The 25,215-nt window shown below is 37.4% G+C and carries 25 protein-coding genes, 1 other RNA gene and 1 riboswitch; of the genes, 13 read left to right on the top strand and 13 right to left on the bottom strand.

What is annotated here, in order from left to right:
* Nucleotides 1–80 precede the first annotated feature (80 nt).
* A riboswitch (glycine riboswitch) is annotated at nt 81–169 on the top strand.
* Nucleotides 170–340: 171 nt separating this feature from the next.
* Complete coding sequence (locus D7V20_RS00925; protein WP_120382478.1) at nt 341–1,585, top strand: D-amino acid dehydrogenase; 1,245 nt, start codon at nt 341–343, stop codon at nt 1,583–1,585.
* A gap of 444 nt (nt 1,586–2,029) precedes the next feature.
* On the opposite strand, the gene nfsB is transcribed toward D7V20_RS00925, so the two are convergent.
* The 3 genes from nfsB to D7V20_RS00910 all read right to left on the bottom strand — a co-directional run bounded on the left by nfsB (nt 2,030) and on the right by D7V20_RS00910 (nt 4,151).
* Nucleotides 2,030–2,683, bottom strand: a complete 654-nt coding sequence (gene nfsB / locus D7V20_RS00920; RefSeq protein ID WP_120382477.1) for an oxygen-insensitive NAD(P)H nitroreductase — start codon at nt 2,681–2,683, stop codon at nt 2,030–2,032.
* A gap of 109 nt (nt 2,684–2,792) precedes the next feature.
* Nucleotides 2,793–3,515: a UDP-2,3-diacylglucosamine diphosphatase gene (locus D7V20_RS00915; RefSeq protein WP_120382476.1), complete on the bottom strand. Its 723-nt coding sequence runs from the start codon at nt 3,513–3,515 to the stop codon at nt 2,793–2,795.
* A gap of 126 nt (nt 3,516–3,641) precedes the next feature.
* A complete protein-coding gene (locus D7V20_RS00910; protein ID WP_120382475.1) occupies nt 3,642–4,151 on the bottom strand; it encodes a peptidylprolyl isomerase in 510 nt (169 codons plus the stop codon).
* Nucleotides 4,152–4,316: 165 nt separating this feature from the next.
* Between D7V20_RS00910 and D7V20_RS00905 the strand changes: the two genes are divergently transcribed.
* The 6 genes from D7V20_RS00905 to D7V20_RS00880 all read left to right on the top strand — a co-directional run bounded on the left by D7V20_RS00905 (nt 4,317) and on the right by D7V20_RS00880 (nt 10,096).
* Nucleotides 4,317–6,038, top strand: a complete 1,722-nt coding sequence (locus tag D7V20_RS00905; protein WP_120382474.1) for a glutamine--tRNA ligase/YqeY domain fusion protein — start codon at nt 4,317–4,319, stop codon at nt 6,036–6,038.
* 421 nt (nt 6,039–6,459) lie between these two features.
* A complete protein-coding gene (locus tag D7V20_RS00900) occupies nt 6,460–7,125 on the top strand; it encodes a 2'-5' RNA ligase family protein (protein ID WP_120382473.1) in 666 nt (221 codons plus the stop codon).
* Nucleotides 7,122–7,640: a bifunctional adenosylcobinamide kinase/adenosylcobinamide-phosphate guanylyltransferase gene (gene cobU / locus D7V20_RS00895; protein WP_120382472.1), complete on the top strand. Its 519-nt coding sequence runs from the start codon at nt 7,122–7,124 to the stop codon at nt 7,638–7,640. Before D7V20_RS00900 ends, cobU begins: the two co-directional genes overlap by 4 nt.
* Nucleotides 7,640–8,692: a nicotinate-nucleotide--dimethylbenzimidazole phosphoribosyltransferase gene (cobT, locus tag D7V20_RS00890; protein WP_120382471.1), complete on the top strand. Its 1,053-nt coding sequence runs from the start codon at nt 7,640–7,642 to the stop codon at nt 8,690–8,692. Before cobU ends, cobT begins: the two co-directional genes overlap by 1 nt.
* Before the next feature lie 32 nt (nt 8,693–8,724).
* Complete coding sequence (locus D7V20_RS00885) at nt 8,725–9,351, top strand: histidine phosphatase family protein (protein ID WP_120382570.1); 627 nt, start codon at nt 8,725–8,727, stop codon at nt 9,349–9,351.
* A gap of 4 nt (nt 9,352–9,355) precedes the next feature.
* Nucleotides 9,356–10,096 carry an adenosylcobinamide-GDP ribazoletransferase gene (locus tag D7V20_RS00880; protein ID WP_120382470.1) on the top strand — a complete coding sequence of 247 codons (741 nt, stop codon included), beginning with the start codon at nt 9,356–9,358 and terminating at the stop codon, nt 10,094–10,096.
* 66 nt (nt 10,097–10,162) lie between these two features.
* On the opposite strand, the gene D7V20_RS00875 is transcribed toward D7V20_RS00880, so the two are convergent.
* A complete protein-coding gene (locus D7V20_RS00875; RefSeq protein WP_120382469.1) occupies nt 10,163–11,656 on the bottom strand; it encodes an amidase in 1,494 nt (497 codons plus the stop codon).
* 132 nt (nt 11,657–11,788) lie between these two features.
* A complete protein-coding gene (locus D7V20_RS00870) occupies nt 11,789–13,276 on the bottom strand; it encodes a GGDEF domain-containing protein (RefSeq protein ID WP_120382468.1) in 1,488 nt (495 codons plus the stop codon).
* A gap of 258 nt (nt 13,277–13,534) precedes the next feature.
* Between D7V20_RS00870 and D7V20_RS00865 the strand changes: the two genes are divergently transcribed.
* Nucleotides 13,535–14,011, top strand: a complete 477-nt coding sequence (locus D7V20_RS00865) for a hypothetical protein (protein ID WP_120382467.1) — start codon at nt 13,535–13,537, stop codon at nt 14,009–14,011.
* 69 nt (nt 14,012–14,080) lie between these two features.
* Here D7V20_RS00865 and accC read toward each other — a convergent pair whose 3' ends face one another.
* The 4 genes from accC to D7V20_RS00845 form a co-directional block, all read right to left on the bottom strand.
* Nucleotides 14,081–15,445 (bottom strand): acetyl-CoA carboxylase biotin carboxylase subunit, encoded by a 1,365-nt coding sequence (gene accC, locus D7V20_RS00860; RefSeq protein ID WP_120382466.1) that lies wholly within the window; start codon nt 15,443–15,445, stop codon nt 14,081–14,083.
* A gap of 17 nt (nt 15,446–15,462) precedes the next feature.
* A complete protein-coding gene (locus D7V20_RS00855; RefSeq protein ID WP_120382465.1) occupies nt 15,463–15,879 on the bottom strand; it encodes an acetyl-CoA carboxylase biotin carboxyl carrier protein in 417 nt (138 codons plus the stop codon).
* 24 nt (nt 15,880–15,903) lie between these two features.
* Nucleotides 15,904–16,353, bottom strand: a complete 450-nt coding sequence (aroQ, locus tag D7V20_RS00850) for a type II 3-dehydroquinate dehydratase (RefSeq protein WP_120382464.1) — start codon at nt 16,351–16,353, stop codon at nt 15,904–15,906.
* Nucleotides 16,354–17,527: 1,174 nt separating this feature from the next.
* Nucleotides 17,528–18,427, bottom strand: coding sequence for a YbgF trimerization domain-containing protein (locus tag D7V20_RS00845; RefSeq protein WP_120382463.1), 900 nt, complete (start codon nt 18,425–18,427; stop codon nt 17,528–17,530).
* Between the two features lie 341 nt (nt 18,428–18,768).
* Here D7V20_RS00845 and ffs point away from each other — a divergent pair.
* Nucleotides 18,769–18,865, top strand: an RNA gene (gene ffs / locus D7V20_RS00840) — signal recognition particle sRNA small type.
* A 175-nt stretch (nt 18,866–19,040) separates the two neighbouring features.
* Here the strand turns inward: ffs and D7V20_RS00835 are convergent.
* Nucleotides 19,041–19,664 (bottom strand): regulatory protein RecX, encoded by a 624-nt coding sequence (locus tag D7V20_RS00835; protein WP_120382462.1) that lies wholly within the window; start codon nt 19,662–19,664, stop codon nt 19,041–19,043.
* 167 nt (nt 19,665–19,831) lie between these two features.
* On the opposite strand from D7V20_RS00835, the gene D7V20_RS00830 reads away from it, so the two are divergent.
* The 4 genes from D7V20_RS00830 to D7V20_RS00815 are packed head-to-tail and all read left to right on the top strand — an operon-like array spanning nt 19,832 to nt 22,809.
* Complete coding sequence (locus D7V20_RS00830; RefSeq protein WP_235831579.1) at nt 19,832–20,362, top strand: PAAR domain-containing protein; 531 nt, start codon at nt 19,832–19,834, stop codon at nt 20,360–20,362.
* Nucleotides 20,355–21,089 (top strand): VRR-NUC domain-containing protein, encoded by a 735-nt coding sequence (locus D7V20_RS00825; RefSeq protein WP_120382460.1) that lies wholly within the window; start codon nt 20,355–20,357, stop codon nt 21,087–21,089. Before D7V20_RS00830 ends, D7V20_RS00825 begins: the two co-directional genes overlap by 8 nt.
* A 12-nt stretch (nt 21,090–21,101) precedes the next feature.
* Nucleotides 21,102–22,208, top strand: a complete 1,107-nt coding sequence (locus D7V20_RS00820) for a type VI immunity family protein (protein WP_120382459.1) — start codon at nt 21,102–21,104, stop codon at nt 22,206–22,208.
* Nucleotides 22,209–22,212: 4 nt separating this feature from the next.
* On the top strand, nt 22,213–22,809 hold the full coding sequence (locus D7V20_RS00815) for a hypothetical protein (protein WP_120382458.1): 597 nt from the start codon (nt 22,213–22,215) through the stop codon (nt 22,807–22,809).
* A gap of 65 nt (nt 22,810–22,874) precedes the next feature.
* On the opposite strand, the gene recA is transcribed toward D7V20_RS00815, so the two are convergent.
* From recA to D7V20_RS00800, 3 genes are all read right to left on the bottom strand, one after another.
* Entirely contained in the window at nt 22,875–23,921 is a 1,047-nt protein-coding gene (gene recA / locus D7V20_RS00810; RefSeq protein ID WP_120382457.1) for a recombinase RecA, read from the bottom strand.
* 160 nt (nt 23,922–24,081) lie between these two features.
* Nucleotides 24,082–24,522 (bottom strand): RNA-binding S4 domain-containing protein, encoded by a 441-nt coding sequence (locus D7V20_RS00805; RefSeq protein WP_120382456.1) that lies wholly within the window; start codon nt 24,520–24,522, stop codon nt 24,082–24,084.
* Entirely contained in the window at nt 24,506–25,204 is a 699-nt protein-coding gene (locus D7V20_RS00800) for an HAD hydrolase-like protein (RefSeq protein ID WP_120382455.1), read from the bottom strand. Before D7V20_RS00800 ends, D7V20_RS00805 begins: the two co-directional genes overlap by 17 nt.
* Nucleotides 25,205–25,215 lie beyond the last annotated feature (11 nt).

The following is a 25,215-nucleotide window of genomic DNA, read 5'->3' as shown; positions in this document are numbered from 1 at the left end:
GCCAATTTACTTATACAAGTCTAGCAATATGTGTTGTATTTGTTTCTGAAAATGGCATATAAGTTGCTTAACTATAATTAAATATTATTGCAGGAGAGAAGTCTCTTGTAGACTCGCCGAAGGAGCAACGACCCCGGAAACTCTCAGGCAAAAGGACTGTAATAATTTTAAAATCTGGAGAGAAGCCATTCTATTGTAAAATAAGCAAATGGTTCACCGAAGGGGATGGTAAAACTTAAATGGTTTAAGTTTTATCGAAGCTCTCAGGTACACATGACAGATGGGGCATGCTTGAAATAATGCATTAAAAAAAGTATTGCATTTTCAAAGGAGTGTGCGTATGTGTCATATTGTTGTGATTGGTTCAGGGATTACTGGAGTTACCTCAGCCTACGAACTGGCTCAATTGGGCTATCAAGTTACTGTAATCGATAAACATCTTTTCCCAGCGATGGAAACCTCTTTTGCCAACGGCGGTCAACTATCGGCTTGCAATGCTGAGGTTTGGAATCAAAAATCTACAGTATTAAAAGGCATTAAATGGATGGCGCGTAAAGATGCGCCATTATTGCTCAATCCATCTTTTGATTTGCACAAATATGCATGGTTGGCCGAATTCTTAGGCAATATCAAACATTATGAATCCAATACACAAGACACCGTAAAAATGGCGCTTTTGGCACGTCAACGATTATTCAGCATTGCTGAACAAGAAGGCATTCATTTTGATTTAGAAAAACGTGGCATTTTACATTTTTATCATACTGAGCAAGATTATGAAGTGGCGACTCGGGTCAATAGTTTGCTGTGCAAAGGTGGTTTAGAGCGCCATGCGGTGAGTCCTGAAGAGATTAAAAGAATTGAACCGAGCTTAAAAGGTGAATATTACGGTGGGTTCTATTGTCCAGGTGATGCGACAGGAGATATTCATAAATTCACCACGGGTTTAGCCAAAGCGACTGAAAAATATGGGGTGAAATATATTTTCGGTATGGAAGTGGTCAATGTTGAGCACACAACCAAAGGCGTGAATATTCAATATCATCCGAGTGGTGAAAATGTAGAAGGTCAAGCAAAAGTCATTGAGCAATTGAGAGCAGATGCGGTTGTGGTCTGTGGTGGTGTGGGAAGCTATCATTTGGCTAATCAATTGGGTGATCGTGTCAATGTTTACCCAGTGAAGGGGTATTCAATTACTGTGCAGTTGGATGATGAAAGAAGTATCAATGGTGCACCTTGGGTCAGTTTACTTGACGAAAGTGCCAAAATCGTGACATCTCGTTTGGGTGCAAATCGTTTACGTATCGCAGGAACGGCTGAATTTAATGGTTATAACCGAGATATTCGTTCTGATCGAATTCAACCCTTGACCGATTGGGTCAATAGAAACTTTGATATTTCAACTGAACATTGTATTCCTTGGGCTGGTTTAAGACCAATGATGCCGAATATGATGCCAGTGGTTAAGCGTGGTAAACGGGAACGGGTATTTTATAATACAGGGCATGGGCATTTGGGATGGACATTATCAGCAGCAACTGCGGTGATGATTAGCCAAGAAATTGCAAAAAGCCATCCTGTTTAATCGTTGAAATTTTAGGTTTAACATCAGTTCGGGGTAAGTTCTGATGTAAGTTGTTAAAAAAAGCTAGATTATGTACGGCGGAGTCTTACTCTTTAAAGTCAAATGTAGGTATTAACCCACTTCGTCTTGCACTTCGCTTGAAATATATTTCAATCTTGTTCAGGTTCGACCTACTTTTCTTTCGGGGAAAGTAGGCAAAACCATTTGTCAGTCGCAAACTCGGCCAATACCGCTATGTACTTAATGTATTGCAAAAACAGTAAATGGCGTATGTAGTCCTGCCTCAAACAACGCGACTGACGTTTCGTGTATCATACATCTGGAACGTATCTTATCCCAAACTCAAGTTAGTTCTATTTTCAGATAGTTAAAAAAGTAGAGGGGTGTAATACCCCTCAAAATTCTTGAGGATATATCGATTATTCTATCCATTGAATCGTGTAATTAAAGCTGAGTAAATATTTCTTCTTTATTTAAGCGAGATTTAGGTAGTTTGGCATTAAAGTCAGACTCACTGCGATAACCTAAAGTGAGAATAACAGAAGGAATTAATCCTTTTTCAGCTAAGCCTAACTCTTCAGTGATAATTTGTTCATCAAAACCGCCAATAGGCGTAGCGTCAACACCTTCAATTCCAGCAGCCAAGAGCATTTGACCTAGAGCAATAAAGGTTTGATTTTCAGCCCAACGTTGAATATCGCCTTTTTCATTACGATAATAATCAACATAACCTGTGCGGCTATCTTTTTGACCTTGTTTGGCTTTTTCATCTTTAAACCGACCACTTAAATCATCCTGATTTAGCAAGCTCGCAAGATGATCTTCGGTAATGTCAGCTTTTGTGCAAAATAAAAGTGTATGAGAAGAATCCAAAACTTTAGCTGCGTTGTAGGTATATTTACCAACCAAGGCTTTTGCAATACGTTCTTTAGCCGTTTGATGGTCTGCAATAAAATAATGCCACGGTTGGATATTGATCGAAGAGGGTGCTAAACGTAGGATTTCAAGTAAACGTTCAAACTGTTGTTGCGGAATTTTCTTAGTTGCATCATAAGCTTTAGTGGTATAGCGTGTTTTTAAAATGCTTAATACATCCATGAGTGATCTCATATATCGTAAAATTTCGATATATTATATTCTCAATTTTAATTTTTTAAATCTTTTTACGCGTAATAAATGTGAAAAATCACGATTATTTAAAGCATAACTACTCGATGATGATCCATTTGAAGAATTCCCAATCAGCATTCTGATTGATTTCTAATATCATGGCTTCAGCGGTTTTTTCACGCCAATCACCTAAAACGATTCGAGATTTTCCATTGATATTATGGATTTGTGGACGATGGGTGTGTCCGTGAATCAGTACATCCACATCATGTAGTGCATTTTCAACAGCTTGTTGATTTACATCCATGATTGCATAGGATTTATTTTGTTGTGATTGACGGCTTTTTTTGCGAAAACCGTTGGCGAGTTTTTGTCTAAAACTGAGTGGTGTGCTTTTTAGAAGACCTAAAACGATTGGATTTCGAATGATCTTTTTAAATCGTTGATAGGAAATATCATCGGTGCATAAGGCATCGCCATGTTCAAGGCGGAATGTTTGATTGCCAATATGAAGTATATAAATATCAGGAAGGAGTACACCATTAAATTGATTTAAGAATTTTTGACCTAATGCAAAGTCACGATTACCCACTTGGAAGTAAATTTGATTTCCAACATCTGTAAATTGTTTTAATTGTTGAATAATTTCATCTAACCATGGCGCAGTATAGTCATCTCCAATCCATGCATTGAACCAATCACCTAAAATATAAAGCTTGGTATTCTTATTTTGGTAGTGTTGTAACAAATCTAAAAACCCCCGAACGAGTCGAGGGTGATTAGGTGACAAATGTAAATCAGCGATAAACAGATAGGTCACTTATTTTCCTTTATTTTAAAATCTCCCTTGCGGAGCAATGCTCCTCACCCATCTTTGAAAAAGAGGGACTTTCTTCCTTTTATATTCTGGAAGTTCCTCCCTTTTTTAAAGGGAGGTTAGGAGGGATTATTCCGAAATGATTTTCGCAGATTCGATCACAACATTTTCTAAAGGAACATCAGCATGATAACCACGGTTACCCGTACGTACACCTTTGATCGCTTCAACGACGTCTAAACCTTCTGTAACTTTACCAAATACTGCATAACCCCAACCTTGAGCGGTTTTACCCGTATGATTAAGGAAAGAGTTGTTTTTTACGTTGATGAAGAATTGAGCAGATGCAGAGTGAGGTGCTTGAGTACGCGCCATTGCAATCGTACCTTCATCGTTACTTAAACCGTTGTCAGCTTCGTTTTCGATTGAATCACGAGTGGCTTTTTCTTTGAAGTTTTCGTCCATGCCGCCGCCTTGGATCATAAAACCATCAATAACACGGTGGAAGATTACGCCATCATAAAAACCATCACGAACATACTCTAAGAAGTTAGCGACTGTTTTAGGCGCTTTTTCAGCATTAAGTTCAAGAACAATACGTCCTTTGTTGGTGTTTAATTCGACTTGAGGAAAACTCATTCTATAATCTCCTAATCATGACAAAAAGCCATGGGTTTTTGGTTGAGAGAAGCATAAGCAAACTGTAAACTACATAGCAAGCAAAAACGCTATTTTCTTTGTTAATATTTCCAGAAAAGCGTTTTTATTTATCTTATTTTAACTTTTAAAAGTGATTTATCAACTATGAAGCCAAATGATGTTGTTTCAGAACTGCCAAAGAACCCGACAACCAGTACTACACCTGTCGATGCTGTGCAGCAAGAACAACAGGCAGGCTTGGACTTTGTACGTCAAGTTATTACTGACGATTTAGAAGCAGGACGTACACAAACTGTTGTTACACGTTTTCCACCTGAACCGAATGGTTATTTGCATATTGGTCATGTTAAGGCCATTTGCTTAAACTTTGGGATTGCAGAAGAATTTGAAGGTTTATGTAATCTACGTTTCGACGATACAAATCCTGATGCCGAAGAACAAGAATATGTCGATGGTATTGCCAATGATGTGAAATGGTTGGGTTTTGATTGGAATGGCGAACCACGTTATGCATCGAGCTATTTCGATCAGTTGCATACTTGGGCGATTCAATTGATCCAACAAGGTGATGCTTATGTCGATTTGCAGTCACCAGAAGAGATTCGATTGAATCGTGGTAATTTTGTAGAACCAGGTAAAAATTCTCCATACCGTGATGCGTCTATCGAAGAAAACCTTGCTCGTTTTGAACAAATGAACAATGGCGAATTAGGCGAGGGACAAGCGGTTTTACGTGCCAAAATTGATATGACATCGCCTAATGTGCATATGCGTGATCCAATTTTATATCGTGTACTTCATTCTGAACATCACCAAACAGGTGATAAATGGAAGATGTACCCAATGTATGACTATGCTCATCCATTATCCGATGCGATTGAAGGGATTACTCATTCACTCTGTACTTTAGAGTTCCAAGATCACCGTCCATTCTATGACTGGATTGTTGAGAAAGTGCATTCTAAGGCTGTACCTCGCCAGTATGAATCGAGCCGTTTAAATGTGGATTACACCATTACCTCTAAGCGTAAATTGCGCAAATTGGTTGAAGGTAATCATGTTAATGGTTGGGATGATCCACGTATGCCAACCGTTGTCGGTATGCGTCGTCGTGGTTTTACTCCTGAGGGTTTACGTGATTTTTGTAAGCGTGTAGGAGTTTCAAAGACCGATGGTATTGTCGATGTGGCAATGCTTGAGTTCTGTATTCGTCAATCATTGGAAAACACAGCGGCACGTGGTATGGCTGTGCTAAATCCATTGAAAGTGACGTTGACTAATCTTCCTGAAGCGATGGATTTAACCCATGCACGTCATCCAAATGTAGACATGGGCGATCGCATTATTCCATTAACATCTGAAATTTACATCGATCGTAAAGACTTTGAAGAAGTCCCACCGAAAGGCTTTAAACGCTTAGTTCCAGAAGGTGAGGTACGTTTACGCCATGCTTACGTGATCAAGTGTGATGAAGTCATTAAAGATGCGAATGGTGAAGTGATTGAATTGAAATGTTCAATCGACCCTGAAACTTTAGGTAAAAATCCTGAAGGTCGTAAAGTCAAAGGCGTGATTCATTGGGTTTCTGCAACGAAAGGAATTCCAGCAGAAGTCCGTATTTATGATCGTTTATTTACCGAAGCTGCACCCGATGCGGATGATGATTTCCTTGCAAATCTAAATCCTGAATCTTTACAAGTGCTTCAAGCGGTCATTGAACCTGCTTTAGCGCAAGCTCAACCAGAAGATCGCTTCCAGTTTGAACGTGAAGGTTATTTTGTTGCAGATCAGTATGATCATACCGCTGAAAAACCAGTGTTTAACCGTATTTTGGATTTAAAAGATAGTTTCAAACCGGGTAAATAATTCATTTTTTTCAGATGAAAACTTTATCTAGATCGAACTGAACTTAAATCTCGGGCAGTTTTATTAAACACAGGATTGAGCTCAATATTGAATTGAGCTCAATCTTTTTATTTTGGGGCTATGTAATTATTTAATCTTGTAAAAAAATAATAAAAATCATGACCTTGAATTAGGGTTTTTGATGTATTTGCAATTTTTTGTATCGTAAAAGCCAATGCACCTTCAGTATTTTAGTATTTTCTTAAACATGATTCTGTGTGAACAGACACAGTTGTATTTAAATGAAAGGGCTTTTGGTAAATCATTCAAGAAATAAAATGAACAATATTCATCTCTAACTGAATAGCCTTCATGCAATATCACAGCAAAACCAAGCCATTACATGCTTTAATAACACAATAAATCTAAAAGTATATTTATTGTGTTTTTACAACCTCATCAACTCACCATTCCGACTGAAGCGCATGATTATCCTGAGTGGCACAAAGGGAGGGAAGACTATGCGCTATGGTACATAGAAATTGAGCAACCTGAACTTATTGCATATTTAAATCAACTGAGACAACAATTTTCAAATTATTTACTACGCCCCAATATGCGTCAGTTTCATATCACTTTATTCATTTGTGGCTTTCTAAAACAAGATTGCATGCAATTGAATGATGATTTCTCACAAGACCAGTTTCAGCAACAAGTAGCACGATTAGAGAATATACATTTTAAAAGGTTTAAACTCAGTACAGGACAAATCAAAAGTTTTGAAAGTGCATTATTTATTGAAATATTAGATACAGAAAATAGCCTAAGCAAAATAAGAAACCTACTCTCTAGCAACCATCAAGAAATTGCGGCATTAGAATATTGCCCGCATATTACTTTGGGTTTATATCAAGCGGCATTTACAGCTGAACACATATTTAATGATATCTCAGTGTTGCAACAAAAAACGTTTGAAATTTCAATTGATCATCTTACTTTTGGTTTTTATAAAGCTAAAATTTTACAAGGTAAGCTTTATCCTTTGTATCAGCATAACTTTGATCAAAATAGTGTTAAGCAAGCTTTATTTCAGGAGCAAAATCAATGATGCAGTTAATATTGGGTGGCGCACGATCTGGAAAAAGTCGTTTAGCAGAGCAAACAGCTATTCAGTCAGGCAAAGCTGTTATTTATATTGCCACAGCACAAGCTGATGATGATGAAATGCGCCAACGAATTAAACATCACCAGTCACAACGTCCAAACCAATGGAAAGTCATAGAGGAACCGCTATTTTTAGCAGATTGTTTGCTGAAAAATGATGTAGCAGGGCAAGTAATTTTGGTTGATTGTTTAACACTGTGGATGAGTAATTTATTGATGCATCCTGACTTAGATTTACAAATCGATCAATGTCAAAAGTTATTGGCACTGCTTCCTCAACTGCAATCTGAGCTTATTCTGGTGAGTAATGAAACTGGTTTAGGTGTTATTCCTATGGGCGAAATTACCCGTAAATTTGTCGATGAATCGGGGCGTTTGCATCAGCAGTTAGGACAAATTGTAGATAAAGTGGTGTTTTGTGTGGCTGGGTTTCCAATGATCTTAAAAGGAGAGAAATAATGAAGTGGTGGTTAGATGCATGTAAAGTTCCAAATGCAGATGTCAAAAAACAGGCGCAAGAACGTCAATTGCAACTGACTAAACCCACAGGTTCTCTTTCAGTATTGGAAAATGTAGCGGTGCAATTGGCTGCGTTACAAAATAATCCTCAACCCAATGTGAATAGCCCTTGGATTACGATCTTTGCAGGTGATCATGGTGTTATGCAGGAAAATATTTCTGCATATCCCCAAGCTGTGACTCGTCAAATGCTACAAAATTTTGCGACAGGTGGTGCATGTATCAGTGTGATTGCTAAGGAATATGCTGCAACATTGCAGGTGATTGATTGTGGCTCTGTGGGTGATACTTATGAATATGCTGGTGTCGAGCGATATTGTATAGCTCAAGGTACAGCAAACTTCGTAAAACAAGCAGCAATGACCGAAGAGCAATGTATGCAAGCCATGAATTTAGGCTGTGAAAGTGTAGAAAAAGCCATTGCTCATGGTGCATCAATTTATATTGCAGGCGAAATGGGGATAGGCAATACCTGTTCAGCTTCAGCATTATCTTGCTTATTGCTTGCTGAATCGGCAGAACAATTAACAGGCATTGGTACAGGAATCAATGCAGTACAATTACAACATAAAAAGGATGTGATTAATCAAGCGATTCAACTGCATCAGCATGCTGTTGGCACGGATCCATTTAAAATACTCTGTGCCGTTGGTGGTTTAGAAATTGCTGCAATGACAGGTGCTTATATTCGTTGTGCGCAACTCGGCTTAGCTGTTGTTATCGATGGTTTTATTAGTACAGTTTCAGCTTTAATTGCTGTGCGTTTAAACCCAGAAGTACGACAATGGATGCTGTTCGGTCATCAGTCTGCCGAGTACGGACATCGCCGTTTATTAGATGAATTAGATGCAGATCCGCTATTAAAATTGAATTTACGACTCGGTGAAGGCAGTGGTGCAGGTGCTGCTTTAGGCATTATCAAATTGGCATGTAGTTTACATAATCATATGGCGACTTTTGCTGAAGCGGCTGTCACAGGTGAAAAGGTTTAATCAAAGTGGATGGCGAGCAAGTGACAACCCAAATGGAACTCAAACTGCAACTGGATTTGCTCCGCCATGGAGAAACCACACTCAGTCATACCTTACGAGGTTCTACCGATGATGATCTGACTGTATTGGGTTGGCAGCAAATGCATCAGTCCATTCAAATCTTAGACCAGTCTTCAACTGTTTTAAGTGCGCTTCAGTCTGATTGGGATATGATTTTTACTTCACCATTAAAGCGTTGTCGTTTATTTTCAGAGCTTATTTCTGAACAATTCAATATTCCCTTGATCGTTGATCAACAGCTACAAGAAATGCATTTTGGGGATTGGGAAGCTCAATCAACTCAAACTATTTATGAAAATGAGCCTGAGTTATTAGCGAATTTTTGGCAACAGCCTACAAAATTTACACCACCACATGCTGAAAGTTTGCATATTTTTTATGCACGTATTCAAGATGCATTACATAATATTCAACAGTATATGTTGCAAGCGCATGCCGAAAAGGCCTTAATCGTGACACATGCTGGTGTCATTAAACTTTTAAAATGTATCGCACTACAACAGCCTTTAGATGATATTTTGAAAATGTCAGCAGAATTAGGGCAGTTAAATCGCTTTGTTTTAAACAGGGAAACAATGCATTTGCAGTGGTTGGAGTAAATCTATGAGGCCATTCTTTATTGCGCTACAGTTTTTGACGATCATCCCGATTCAGCTCAAAGCGATGCCATCACTCCAGCAAAATGCACAGTCTGTATTGTTTTATCCTTTGGTGGGGTTAATCATAGGCGGGATTTTATTTGCAATTGCGAATGTGCTGCATGCCTTACCCGTGGTTTTGCTGAGTACAATTGTTCTCGTCATTTGGATATGGCTAACAGGTGGTTTACACCTCGATGGCTTGGCTGACACAGCTGATGCATGGGTTGGTGGTTTTGGGGATAAACAACGCACCTTAAAAATAATGAAAGATCCTGCTTGTGGTCCAATTGGGGTACTCAGCTTAATCATTTCTTGTTTAGTTAAATGGTCTGCCTTGTATGTTCTTTTGCAAAAACAACAATATATTGCCTTAATCTTATTTCCTATATTGGGGCGTTTAGCGCCGTTATTCTTATTTCTTACTACAGAATATGTCCGTGAAAATGGTTTAGGTTCTTCAATTACCCAATATATTTCACGTGTTTGGGCCGTGATTATTTTTGCAGTGTGCTTATTGTTGTGTGGTTATTTTGTTTGGATCGGCTTGATGACTGCGACAGTTTTTATTCTTACATTACTGTATTTGCGTTTTAAATTTATTCAAAGGATTGATGGAATTACAGGTGATACCATAGGCGCGAGTATTGAAATCACAGAAGCAATCTGTTTACTGGCTTTTGTGATCGCAAGTGTATATTTATAAAATGAGTAATCGACATTACTCATTTTATTCATTGAATTGGTGCAAATTTTGAAAAATTGAATCCATTTATAATTGGATGGATTGGTATTTTGGCATCCAAGGTTGAGCAACTTCCAGTTGTGCTGCTAACTGTAAAAGTATATCTTCACGTCCAAAGGGTGCAACAAACTGCGAACCGAGCGGTAAATTGTCTTTATTCCAATACAAAGGAACGGACATCGCGGGTAGTCCAGTAATATTCGCCAATTGAGTAAAAGGCACCCATTGCAAATTATTTTTAATGAGCTGTTCGACCAATTTTCCTTTTGCCAACAAATGTGCTCGGTCTACTTTAATCAAAGTTTTGAGAATTGGAATTTGCCATGTAGGGGTTTTCACTTCACCATTTTTAGGTGCGACAGAAGCTGTGGCAGGAAGTAGAAATAAGTCATAATGATCAAAAAAATGATTCATTTGTGAGACATAAATGCCCCAATTATTCAGGTTGTTAATATAATCTACAGCAGAAGCTTTAGCGCCAAAAGCGGCGATTGCCAAGGTATCTAATTCAAAGTCACTGTCTTTGGCATTAAATTTCTGTTTGACTTGATTGACTGTAAAAGCACATTGACTAAACCATGTGGTAATAAAATCTTTGGCCAGTTGCATACCATCAATTTGCGGTTTGGCTTGTTCGACATGATGCCCCAAAGATTCTAATAGTTTCGCTGTATTCTGAATGGCTTGGATTGCATCTTTAGAAACTTTAGTACCAATCGGTGATTCAGTCGAAAATCCAATTTTTAAGCGCTTAGGTACTTTTTGTAAAAGTTTTAGATAACTTTCTGTTGGACTTTGGATATTAAATAAAGAGGCGTGATCTGAACCTTGTGTCGCATCCAGCATGGCAGCACTATCTCGTACCGATTTAGTCAGCACATGTTGCATCGCTGCACCATGCATGGCTTCACTTATTTGCGGTCCCCACGGTGTACGTCCACGACTTGGTTTGAGTCCAAATAAACCACAATATGATGCAGGAATACGGATTGAACCACCGCCATCACTTGCACCTGCAATAGGCACAATCCCGGCTGCGACAGCAGATGCTGAACCGCCAGAAGAGCCGCCACTATTATGTTTTAGATTCCACGGATTTTTACAACTTCCCCATGCTTCAGGTTCAGTAATCCCTTTGATTCCAAACTCAGGAGAATTGGTTAAACCAAAAGTAATAACCCCTGCATTTTCCCAACGATTAACAATTTCAGCATTTTCAGTGGCGACATATTTGCTTTTTTTATATGCATTTGATCCAGATGATGTGGCAACCCCTGCATACTCTTGATGTAAATCTTTAAGTAAAAAGGGGATACCTGAAAATGTGCCTGTTGTCGAATGTTGTTCAGCACGTGCGACTGCTTGTTGATGCATTGGAATCACAATCGCATTCAATTTGGGGTTTACTTTTTCGGCATGTTGCATAGCAACTTGAAGTAGCTCTTTGGCTTGAACTTCTTTATTTTGAACTAATTCTGCTAAACCCAAACCATCGTATTGAACATATTCTGAGAATTTCATTGCATTCCTTGCACAATTGCATTTTATTAATTTAACTTGTGATTTAATGTGAGGTTATTTTCATCGTCATTTCTAGTCTGCTCAATTTTAGCCTAAACTACAAACTATGGATGAAATGTCAGAAGTCCCTAATTACATTTGCAAATTAGGGTGTACCTCTAAAGTATGTTCAAGGTTTAAGTTGCTTTCCAAACAAAGTCGATTGCGTCCTTTTTCTTTGGCTTGATAAAGTGCTTCATCAGCCCGTTTTATCAGTTGCTGGAAAGGAACACAATAGGGCAAAGTTTGATAACTTAATCCAATACTAACGCTAATATTTAATTCACGTTGATCATCTAAACGGATTGGCGTGTTAAAAACTCTATTGCAAATTCGTTGTGCAATATTGACACTTTGTTCTAAGCTTAAGTCTTTCAATAATATCGCAAACTCTTCCCCGCCTAAACGACCAAATAAATCGTTTGAACGCAGTTGTGCTTTAACTTGTCGCGTAAATTCTTGTAAAACAAAATCACCAACAACATGACCATATTGATCGTTAATTTTTTTAAAATGGTCTAGATCTAATACTAAAATTGTAACGCTATGAGATTGATATTTTTCAATTTCCTTGGTTACAGCACGCTCACTTTCTTCATAAAAGAAGCGACGATTCATCGCCGTGGTCAAGCCATCATGATTGGCAAGATATAAAATTTGATGATATAGCTTTTGACGATTCAAACTGATGATTGTTAGCGTGAGTGGCCCGAGTGCCAACATCAATAGTCCAATTCGTACGGAAATGGTTGTTGCTAAATAAGCATCTGGGGATTGCGCAATATAGTAACTTGTTAAACTGTTATACAGCAACATGCAGACAATACAGTTAATAATCGAAACAAAAAATAAGTTATAACTCAGTGAAGCCCAAACCAATGCTGCAATTGGAAACATAATTGCGCCTGGCCCAATAAAAAAATGAGTCAAAATAACAGAAACAATGACAGCGACTAAAGGCAGCAGTGTTTTAGATTGGAGTGGTTTTTGTTTATATTCTTCAAGATATTTTTTAAAAACTTTCCTTTCTGGAATTGCCAAAATAATTGGTAAAAAGGCGATAACATTTAAAATTTCACCCGTCCACCACATACCAAAATCAATCCAAATGCGATCCATCGACATAAAAGTATTGGGTAAATAAGGCACAGTAAGGCTGGCAAAAACTGGCGCGGCTAAACATCCACCAAAAGCACTGATTGCAAATAAATAAAGGAAAGTTAAGCCTTTATTATATTGTTTATAATTGAGTTTAAACAGACGGATCAATAATAGGGTAACAATAACATGCAATAAATTTGCAATTGTCAAAAATAAGGTCAGTAAGAAATAATTACCTGTAATCAGATCGGCAATCATAAATCCACTAAAAGCACCGAACCAACTACCAAAATTTTTCAATTTATGGAAGCGAAGAAACATGCCCAATAACACGGCATTGGCTGGCCAAAAAATAGCAAGGAAAAATAACGGACGACCCAGTATTCCCATTAAAGCACAGACGAAAATAACCACTGCAACAATAAAAAATGCAGAGATATTCTGTTTAAGTGCTTGATTTGAGAATCTTATTTTTAGCAATTTGCTAACCTATTTGACTGGAGCGGTTAAACCATTAGTATATTATATACAATTACTCAGTTACTCTAAGTTTATTACAACAAGAATATATTTTTTGATCTATAAATCAATAGTCGTAGGTGTCATTTTAAGAAATACTTACAAAATTAATATCAAGCTTTAGAAGCTATAAAGATTGTTCTTATATGGTTATTTTTGCATGCTTTATTTTAAATATATGCTAATTTAGTTTTGATGAAATCTTTACACAGATTAGGTATGAAAAAAACAGCACTGATTATTCCTTTACTGCTTAGTCTTTCAGTACATTCTTTTGCAGATGAAAAAGTTCAACCACAAACCAAAAATAGTACAAGTTCAGCGAATTTAATTCGTATAAACACCCGACCAGAAATTTTGGGTTTATGGGGTATGGAAATTCCAAACAATAAAAAATGTACTGAATATTATAACTTTCGAGGTTCAAATGAAGTCGTCGTAAACAGTGGCAAAGAGTGGTCAATTGGTCTATATGATTATCAACCATCTCCTGATAATACTTTAGAAAAACCACCTGCATTAATTATGCAAATTAAATATGAAAATAATGAAACTGATTGTTCAGGTCGTAAAGAAGATCAATCAGGTGAAGTTTCTCAATATTTTGTGAAATGGAATAATCCAAATACCATAACATTCTGCGCTTCTGAAAAAGGTGATCAATGTTTTGCAATATTACGCCGTGTATTGCCTTAATCAAGACATTCTAAAGCATAAAAAAACCTCTGATTTACAGAGGTTTTTTATGCTTAAACGATGAGCTAATTAAGCATCATTCTCATGACCTTGAACTTGTTTTAACAAATGTTTTTCAAGGTAGTGAATATCCATCGCTCGTTCACAGAACTTTTTGTCTTCTAGAATCAAATCTTTGTGTAATGGAATATTGGTTTTAATTCCAGTCAAAATCATTTCATCTAAAGCTTGTTTCATGCGAGCAATTGCTGTCTCACGATCTTTACCATGCGAAATTAACTTTGCAATCATAGAGTCATAATATGGAGGAATGCTATATCCCTCATAAATATGAGAATCTAGGCGAATACCTGCACCACCTGGTGCATAGAAACTTTCAATTTTACCCGGTGAAGGTAAGAATGTTGTTGGATCTTCCGCATTGATACGACATTCAATCGCATGGCCTTTTACTTCAATTTCTTCTTGCTGAAGATTTAAGCCCAAGCCAGCTGCAATTCGCAATTGTTGTTCAATAATGTCGATACCAGTCACTTGTTCAGTAACAGGGTGTTCAACTTGAACACGGGTATTCATTTCAATAAAGAAGAATTCACCATCTTCAAATAAGAATTCAAAAGTACCCGCACCACGATATTGCATTAATTTACATGCGTGAACACAAGCATCTAGAATTTGAGCACGAGCCTCTTCTGGCAACCCAGGTGCAGGTGCTTCTTCTAAAACTTTTTGATGACGACGTTGTAATGAACAATCACGGTCATATAAATGTACAGCATGCCCATTACCATCAGCTAATACTTGTACTTCAACATGACGCGGTTTTTGCAGGAAACGTTCCATATAAACCGTGTCATCGCCAAACCACATTTCAGCATCACGTTGAGCAGCTTGAACAGATTCCAGTAAGGTATCTACACGTTCAACAATACGCATCCCACGACCACCACCACCTGAAGCAGCTTTTACGATCAATGGAAAGCCAATTTCTTTGGCTTCAGCCAATGCATTATTTGTCGTTACCGCATGTGCTGAACCAGGAACCGTTGGTACACCAGCTTTACGCATGGCCATAATTGCAGAAACTTTATTCCCCATTAAGCGAATATGTTCTGGGCGTGGGCCAATGAAAATAAAACCAGAGCTTTCTACAATTTCAGCAAATTCAGCATTTTCAGAAAGGAAACCATAACCAGGATGAATAGCATCTGCACCTGTGATTTCAGCAGCGGTAATGAGAGCAGGGATATTTAAATAGCTTTCACTACTCGCACCCGGACCAATACAAACCGCTTCATCACAAAAACGAAGGTGCATCAAATCTTTATCAGCATCAGAATAGATACCTACTGTTTTGATTCCCAAAGTTTTGCAAGCACGGGTAATGCGTAAAGCAATTTCACCACGGTTTGCAATTAAAACTTTTTGCAACATATCAACCCCCCGAGGTATTACGCGCGGTAGCGGAATAAAGGTTGACCGAATTGGATTACATCGCCATTTTTAACTAAAATTTCTTCAACAACACCGCTTTGAGTTGCTTCGATTGGGTTCATAATTTTCATTGCTTCGATGATACCCAGTGTTTCGCCAGCAGAAACAGTTTGTCCAACATTGACAAAAGGTGCTTCACCAGGACTTGGTGCTGAATAAAATACGCCAACCATTGGAGAGGTTTCTACTGCACCACGAGGCGCAGCTTTTTTAGGTGCCTCAGCGATTGGTGCTGCAATAGGTGCTACGCCAGCAGCAACCACAGGATTACGGCGTGTTAAAGCGATCGATTGATCTCCCTCTTTCACTTCAATCGCTTGAAGGTCAGATTCAATCATCAAATCGATGAGCTTTTTGATTTTGCGAATATCCATGGGTTCGTATTCCTAAATTATGATTTAAGTTGAAGATTGAATTTTGTCGATCACGTAATTGAGCGCAAAAGCATAGCCTTTTGCACCTAAGCCACAAATTACGCCTACGGCTTTGTCGGATAAATAAGAATGATGTCTGAATGCTTCACGTGCATGTACATTTGAAAGATGTACTTCAACAAAGGGGATGGCTACACCCAATAACGCATCACGTACGGCTACAGATGTATGTGTCAATGCGGCTGGGTTTATAATTATAAATTTCACACCTTGTTGCTGAGCTTGGTGAATGCGATCTACGATTGCACCTTCCCAATTACTTTGAAAGGTGTCTAAAGAAATATTTGCTTGCTGAGCTTGTTGCATGAGTTGCTGGTTAATGTCATCCAATGTGAGGTGACCATAAACCTCAGGTTCGCGCTGTCCTAGCAAATTTAAGTTTGGTCCGTGGATGACCAAAATGGTCGAACTCATTAAGCCTGCTCCAATTTAAAAGTTGCAAAAAAAATTGCAAGATATCTGCAAAGTTTGCACATTATGGCATGTTTTTCTACAAATACTTTATATTTTCTTTGAATTGTCGCAGAAAGGTTGTGCCTCATATGGGCTATATAATGTTAATTTTGCCGACAATTGGCAATGTTAAAATATGACAAATTTTATAGATGTTTCGTAATTCTTACATTTTAAACCGAATGACCAAACTATTCATTTGATTTGTGTAACAGCTTTACTTAAAACGACTGTATACAACATTGTATTCAATCAGATGTGCAATGATGAATGTTAGATCTTTATCCGATTTTGAACATTTTATGATAAGGAGATTGTGTGGTTTGACTACACATTCTCAAGTTACTCGAGTTGCAGTTGCCTAATTTTTTTGCATGTTTGTTATTGTCTTATATAAGATAGCGATTGCTATAAATTTTGGTTTTACATTTTTTTCTCATCAGTATTTATTAAATTAAGCAATTAAAATTCATATTTTTTACTTATTAAAACAGCATGTTAGGATTTGGGTTGTTGATTTTTTACTCATGGTGATAGGTTAAAATTAAATTTGAGCAATGCCATAATTTTCTTTGCATGGTGTTTTAGAGGATGACGAAGCGCAAATCGAAATGAGGTGTTATGCTGTATTGCTATTGATGAAGGGATGTCTCCAATGAGCACTATAAGAACAGTTTCTAATTTTATCATTTTAACTTTTTAAAAAGTTGTTAAAGCAATATTCATGCAATACATCCTTTCACAACCAGTCTTATAAAATATCTAAAAACATACAGCATTGACCATTTAGTTCATGATTGATGTGTTTGATTAGCATTGACCATTTTGAGCAAACAGGAGATGGATTGGCAAAAGTTAAGTCACAGTAAATATAAACAGTATATGCATGCCACCAATTGTTGATTTCGTGTTCAGTTTTTAGCGTTTTGGCGAGATTGATATTTACACAATTGTTATTCAAGCAATTTGAATAATGAAATATAGATTTTTAGAATGATAAGAAATAGAACTGTAACAGATTTACCCTATAAAACATCAAAGTAAATCAGTGCTAAACCAATCTACTTTGATGTCAAATTCTGCGTATTTAAACGAAGTTGCCTTGTTGTTTTTTGCTTTATCTTCAAGCCAATCATTAAGCTTTTTTAAAGTAGCTTGCTTCCTCAGAATTTGGATAGGCTTTTAAAAGCTTATTTTTATAGACATTTGCTGTTTGTGTATTTTTATTTACATCTTTGGCAATGCTATAAAGTTGGTAAAGCGCTCGCGGTGCTTTAGATGAGTTTGGGAATTTTGCAGCAACAATTTCATAGTTTTTCTTGGCTTCATTGTAATTTGGCGGGTCAATCGCCAAATTGAATTCGGCTAACCAAAAATAAGCATTACCTGTGTAGATGCTATTCGGATTATTTTTAATAAAGTTTTGCATAGGTGCAATCGCTTGCTTTGCACCACCTTTTTTATATGCATCTAGCGCAATTGTATATGCGGCTTTTTCTAAAGCAATAGGGTCACTACTGTTATTATTCACGGTATTGGTTGTGGTGGGCTGGGGCGTATTTTCTGTAGTTGGTTGAGGTGCTGCTGTTGTAGGTGCTACGGTTTGTGGGGAAGCAACACTGTTGTTGGTAGGAGCAGGATCTGTCGGTGTGCTATTCGTAGGTGTATTGGTACTATTTGCAGGCGCATTTTCAACAGGTGCAGTTTGCTCCGTATTCTCAGGATCAAGTTTTTGACTTAATAATTCTAAGCGTTGATCCAAATCTGTATAACGGTTCGTCAGTTCTTTACTTAATTGTTCAATGGTATTTTCTTGTTCTTCAATTTTGCCGCGTAATTCACGAATTTGATTTTCTAATTGTTGATTCTTTTGAATTAAATCCCAACTCATATTGCCAGCGATTGGCGAAGTAGAGTTTGATATCGCATTGGGTGTCGATACAGAATCACTTAAACCACGAGATTCAATAGGAATTGCATATAAAGATGCTGAACTGAGTAAGGCAATAGAAAACAGGGCATGCTTCTTTAGCATAATTTTAGATCCATCAAAGTTAAGTTTTACATACAGACCCTTTTTAAAGCATGTATGAAAATAAATATTTGCCCTCATTTAAAACGGCTGAAAAGGGAAATGCAAGGTGCATTTACAAACTTCAGCTATTTCTAATCAGAATGTGAATGATTTTTGTATAGAACAACCAGCTACTTTTATTCCCATACCCAGAAAAAGGGTGCTTCAAGCTGAGATTGTGTCAACTTTTTAGATATATTGATGATGAAATAAGCAAATGAATGAATAACTTGAGAAAATGACAATGTTTGGCTTGAAAGAATATAAAAAATCTCTATACTCTGATCTTGCAATGGTAGCCCTGCTGGTGGCTTCGCAATTGTACTCTGAAAACCCCGCCAGGACCGGAAGGTAGCAACGGTATCAGAAATACGATGTGCCGAGGTTTTGCTAGTAGGGTTGCCACCAGTTTCTAAATCATAATAATAAATTGTTATTCTGCAGTTTTTAAATATCTTTTTAATCAATTGTCTTAATTTAAATATTCTCACCCTTATTTATATCTTTAATTTTGTTGTTTATTCTTATTTTTCATCTATGATCAGTCTATATTTTTATCTGTATTATATTGTTTTTAGTCAATTTCTTTTTTGGAAATAGCTTTCAGAATCGCATCCATTTCAAAACCACGATATTGCAAAAAACGAATTTGTTTGGCTTTAATTTTTGGGTCTTTAGCGACCTCAGTCCCATATTTTTTAACTTTGAGTTGATAAGCTTGTGCATACCAATCAATTTCAGCCAAATCCTCTTGTACTAACGCTTTATCCAGTTGTTTGCTTCTCAAGGCGAGCTTAATACGGTTTGGGCCTTTACCTTTACGCATTTGACTACGTACAGTCATTTCAGCAACACGTTGATCACTTTGATAATTATTTTGCGCTAATTCTTCTACTAGACCAATAACTTCATCCCGATCTTGCGCATAGGTGATTAACTTTTCAATTAAATCCGCTTTTGAATATTCCCTGCGTGTTAATACTGCAAAAGCATAAGAGCGTAGGCGAGTGCCTGTTAAACCTTGTGGTTTTGGGGTGTCGTGGGTTTCATCATCTGAGGGTGAATCTAGAGAAGTCGTGTCGTCAGCTTGTTGATACGCTATATGATTTTGTTGATCTGTTTGATTGGGTTTTTGTTCACCAAATTGCTGTTTTAATTTTTCATAATCGAGCATTTTAGGGAAATTTGAGTTGGACATCTTTGGGTTTCTGTTTAATTGGGTTAAGAGGTTTGTATAGTTTTGTTAGATATGTTTAATAATATCTTGTTTTGATCATTAATGTGGTCATAATTTGTTCCGCTACAGTTTAGAAATATAAGTTCTTTTACATTTTATATAAAAATACACAAATTAGGAAAATAATGATGAAACCAATTATTGTTCAAGGTTGTAAGACCGATCATGGTGGCGTTGTTCTGCAAGGACATCCAACGATGTCAATTAATGGGATTGGTATGGCGGCTAAGGGGTATATGGTGAGTTGCCCTAGATGCCAAGGTGTTTTCCCGATTATTGAGGGAGCGGAAAATTTTACATTACCCAATGATTTACCTGTTGCTTTGGCTGGTATGAAAACCGCATGTGGAGCAACTTTATTAGCAAGTACCTTTTTGGTGATCGTAGAGGCTAGCTCACCTTTTGGTTCAAGTCTGATTGCCAATCCAAATGATGATGAGGAAGATACAGTTCCTGTACCTGAACAACATTCAGGAAGATTTCAATTGATTGACCAAAATACAGGTCATCCTATAGCTAACCGTAGGGTTCGGGTCGTTATGGCTGATGGTACAAGTACCATTTATGCAAGTAATGATGAAGGTTTTACCGATTGGATTTATACGCCTTCAGAGCAAGACATTCACTTATATTTAGTGGATGAGTTAGACAATGGCTGATCAAGGAAAGCCAAAAGGAACTTTAGTCACTTCACCCGTGCAAATGCCTGCCATAAAAGTGGTGGCAATTGATAATGATGCGCTTGATCCACAAGACAAGGAGGTGATCTGTAAGGCTATTTGCTATTGCAGTAGCATTCCTAATAAAGGTAAAACAGAACAAAATTTGCATCAATCATGTGTTTCTGAGCGTTTAAAAGAATTAGATAAGTTTTTAAGTTATCAAAGCCCTTATAAGGCGGAGGTGAATTATGATATGCATAGAAACCCACCTGCGCCAATTATGGAGAAAGGGATCTTAACTAAAGTGCATCCGTATCTTCCAGGTTGGATAAAAAAGTATTGGGAAGAAGAAAAAGGCTATGCTTTTGAAAGCGGGCAAGGCATGGTTCGTCGCCCCGATGTTATTATTGTTAAAGACCCTACCAAACCACCGACTCAAGATAATATTAAGCATGTTATAGAAATTAAATTTAAGGATAAACTCAATAGGGATCAAAAAAGAGATTATCCCAAAATAGCAGGAGATCAAAATAAAGTTAAAAAATTAGATCCCAATGAATGTGATTGTGATAGTGATGACCAAAATGGTAAAACATCGACAGTTTTAGAGTTTGTGGCTTGGGCTGCTGCTATTGTTGCTGCCGCTTTCCAACTAAGAAAAGGAAAAATACCCAAGTTTCCTAAATTTCCATCCCCAAAACCATCACCTAGCCCTGCGTGGTAGAAGGAGAATTGAATGCATTTTAAAAGTGAAGAAGAATATAAATTATGGGCTGAGCAACAAGCATTAGGTGCTATCGGTGGGGGGATTTTTACTAAAGAAGGCCCAGAAGATTATGTCGGTGCCATTCCTGCGATTCGTGCAGTGCTTTACTTTAAAGAAGGCTATAGTGATGAAATGCGAGAAGCGATTGCACAATGTTTTGATGATTATCGAGCTGTTGCTGAAGAACATTTGACATGGTTGTGGTTAGATGAACCACCGAAAGGTGCTGGTTCTGATAGCACACAGTATAAGAATGTAAAGCCTATACGTAGTATTTTTAAATGTTATAGTCCTATGAAGTCTCTAGGTTTTTTATATACCAGTGGTAAAGAAAAGTTTGCAACAGGAGCGTGGGAGTTTAGTATAGGAGGAGCTAGCAAATGGCAAATAATCAATGGGACATATCAGAGCACTTTAACTTTTTCTATGCCGATTGAGTGGGCTGAAGAAAACACAAAATTATTTATAGATTTATTTATTAACTTTGCTCAACGCTTAAAAGCTAATCATGGTTATGCGGGTTATGCATGTATTATTTCTCAGATTCGAGATGATCAAAATGAACCGACGGAAGCTTTTTTGTCCCGAAAATGGTGGGCGATGGATGTTGGTAATCCTTATCTTGAATCAGATAACTTGATTAAAGGAATAAAAACAGTCAATTGGCTTACTGCAATTAATTACGAGTGGTTTAATCGAATAAAAGAAGAAGAGGCTTTAAATAGTGAATTACCCATGAGCTGGTTTATTGGTTATGACTATGGTACTGGCGTGGTGATACAAGCAGGTACTTTACCTTTGGGTGGTTCTGTTGAAGAAGATCCTTTGCCTGCACCCTATGTCTTACTCAATCGGATTTTAAAACCTCTACGTGTTGAAAAGATAGGAAGTTTACATCGTGGTAATTATTCAACGGATGAAATTCCATTGATTAAAGGCTATCGAGCTGAAGCATGGCTAAAACGCTTTGATATAGAAGACTCAGAAAAAGTTGATTATTTTGCGAAATTGCAGTTTGAGCCTAAGTTAAATTCAAATTATGCATTTTTAGATAAGCGTATAGATTGGGAGCGGTAGAGATATGGCTAAAATAATGAATATACTGAAAAATATTTTTACTGGTTATGATGTGCAAGATGCTTATCATCAAGGTGATATAGCATTAAATGAACAGCATTTAATGGTTATCCAGAATTTAAAGTTTACTTGGTTGAATATCGAGAGTGGGGCGATAGCGGCGTATTTCCCAAATTTTGATTCAGTTGCTCATGCATTAAAGTTATCAAGAAATTCAAATGAATTAAGAAAAATTATGAGTGAGGCTTTATGTGCCTTTCCGTTATGGTTGTCTAGATCTAATTGCCATGCTGGAGAATATCTTTGTGAAAATAATCAAAAAGAGTCATTTTTGTTTCAATTGACTGAACAGCATATTAAGCTCATTCATCACCTTATTTGGCGTGATATGGTCATCAATGATGGTATCGTACAATTTTATTTTCAAGGCTATCCATTGCCAATGCCATATACAGATGGTAAAAGACCTTTCGGTGATAGAACAGATTATCATCAAGATATGATCGATATTTTGGGAGGTGGAGTTGAATTAGATTTAGAAAAATTATTTAGGGAAATGGATATGGCTTTGTATGTTTATGTGCGAAATACGATTCAATAATATTTAGCAACCCTATAATAAAAATTAAACGCCCCGAAAGGCGTTTAATAGGATCAAATAAAGAATTAAACCTCTAGGAAATCAGGCTCTTCTTCATCTTTTTCATCAGTTGGTGCAGCAATCGCTGTAGTTAAAAGCTTTTCACGAATCAAACGATCAAGTTCTTGAGCGATTTGAGGATTTTCTTCTAAGTGACGAATCACATTGTTCTTACCTTGACCAATTTTATCGCCTTGATAAGAGTACCAAGCACCTGCTTTTTGAACCAATTCTTGTGCTACAGCAAGGTCAACCAATTCACCTAAGTGGTTTACACCTTTACCATACATAATTTGGAATACGGCTTCTTTAAATGGAGGCGCCATTTTGTTTTTAACAACTTTAACACGAGTTTCAGAACCGACAATTTCATCGCCTTCTTTCACTTGGCCAATACGACGAATATCCAAACGTACAGAGGCATAGAATTTCAGTGCATTACCACCTGTTGTGGTTTCAGGGCTACCAAACATGACACCAATTTTCATACGGATTTGGTTAATGAAGATCACCATACAGTTTGAACGTTTGGCATTACCTGTAATTTTACGCAATGCTTGGCTCATCAAACGTGCTTGTAAGCCCATATGGGAATCACCCATTTCGCCTTCAATTTCAGCTTTAGGGGTCAATGCAGCGACAGAATCGACAACGATCATATCAATTGCACCTGAACGAACCAACATGTCTGCAATTTCAAGCGCTTGTTCACCATGGTCTGGTTGTGAAACCAATAGGTTGTCAATATCAACCCCAAGTTTACGTGCATATTGTGGATCTAAAGCATGTTCAGCATCGATAAAAGCACATGTTCCACCAGCTTTTTGGCACTGTGCAATCGCTTGAAGTGTCATGGTTGTTTTACCTGACGATTCAGGGCCGTAAATCTCAACGATACGACCTTTCGGTAAACCCCCGATGCCGAGTGCAATATCAAGCGTTAAAGAACCTGTAGATACAGCTTCTACCGCTTGAACAGTATTGTCGCCAAGGCGCATAACTGTATTTTTACCAAACTGCTTCTCAATTTGGCTGAGAGCCGCGTTGAGCGCTTTGCTTTTGTTATCATCCATCTCGTAAACCTCAAACGATGTAATATCACTAATATCTTAAGTGGATGTGATTAAATTTGATCTTTCGTCCACGGCAGTAATAGTGACAGAAATTAAAAATCTGTTCTATGTTTAAATTTATTTGTGCGACATGAAATGTCGCGATAGACCAAAACGAATTTCAGTCATCATCATAAGACCAGTTTTGGTCAAATTGTTGATCATTTTCTTGTTTAAATTTATGAATTTCACGTCGATCTTTTTTACTTGGTCGATGATCAGGTCGGGCAAGATTATGCAATTTTCTTTGGGATGAAATCAACTCTCGACGTGCAATACTGACTTCGGTTTCTTCATAAAGTTGTTGTGCAATTGGAGCGCCACCACGAACAGCAGAAAGAGCCTTAATCACCACAGTCTTTCGGTCAAAACCTTGCTGTATGGTGAGTTCCATACCAACTCGAATTTCTTTGGAAACTTTGACTCGTTCATTGTTGTGATGCACTTTACCCCCCTCAATAGCACCTTTAGCAATTGAACGGGTTTTAAAAAAACGTGCAGCCCAAAGCCATTTGTCTACACGCATAGATTCTACAGGTGAGTGATTAGGCTGTTTTGACATCGACATCCTTATTTTGAATTTGTTCAAGTATAGGTAAAAGCGTGGTTAAATCATTGATCGCAGTAAATTCAAGTTCTAATGCATGACGGGGTGCACGAAGGCTTGAAGGCTGAGTGATCGTAATCAAATGCTGTATTCCAAATTTTTCCGCACCTTTTAAAACAGGTGCAGTGTCATCGATTAAACACGCATTGTTTGGATCAAAGAAGTGTTTGCTTTGTAGAATTTGCCAAAACTCAACAAACTCTTTGGAGTAGCCGATCTCTTCACTACTGATCATCACTTCAAAATAAGGGCTTAAATCAACATTTTCAAGTTTAAGTTTTAATCCCGCGCAATCCGCATTGGTGAGTAACCAACAGCGATAGCCTTGTTGTTGTAATGTTTTTAATAGCTCAAAGCAGCCAGTTCTTGGTGCAATTTTATCTTTAAAGTCACGCTGTAATTGTAATACATCGACACCAACTTTTTCAGTCCAATAGGTAGATGAGTACCAAGATAGTGTATGCTTATGCTGTTGATAAAAATCATGCAAAAGCGCATGGCTTTGTTCCAATGAGCATTGATGAGTTTCTGCATGACGTTCAGGAAGTTTGGTATTCCAGATCAAATCATCAAAAGCTAAATCGAGTAGTGTGCCGTCCATATCGAAGAAGATAATCGGCTGAGTAGAATCAGACATAAAATAGGTTT

Origin of the sequence: Acinetobacter rongchengensis (assembly GCF_003611475.1) — a bacterium.
Lineage (GTDB): Bacteria > Pseudomonadota > Gammaproteobacteria > Pseudomonadales > Moraxellaceae > Acinetobacter > Acinetobacter rongchengensis.
This window is presented reverse-complemented; position numbering and strand designations above follow the sequence as displayed.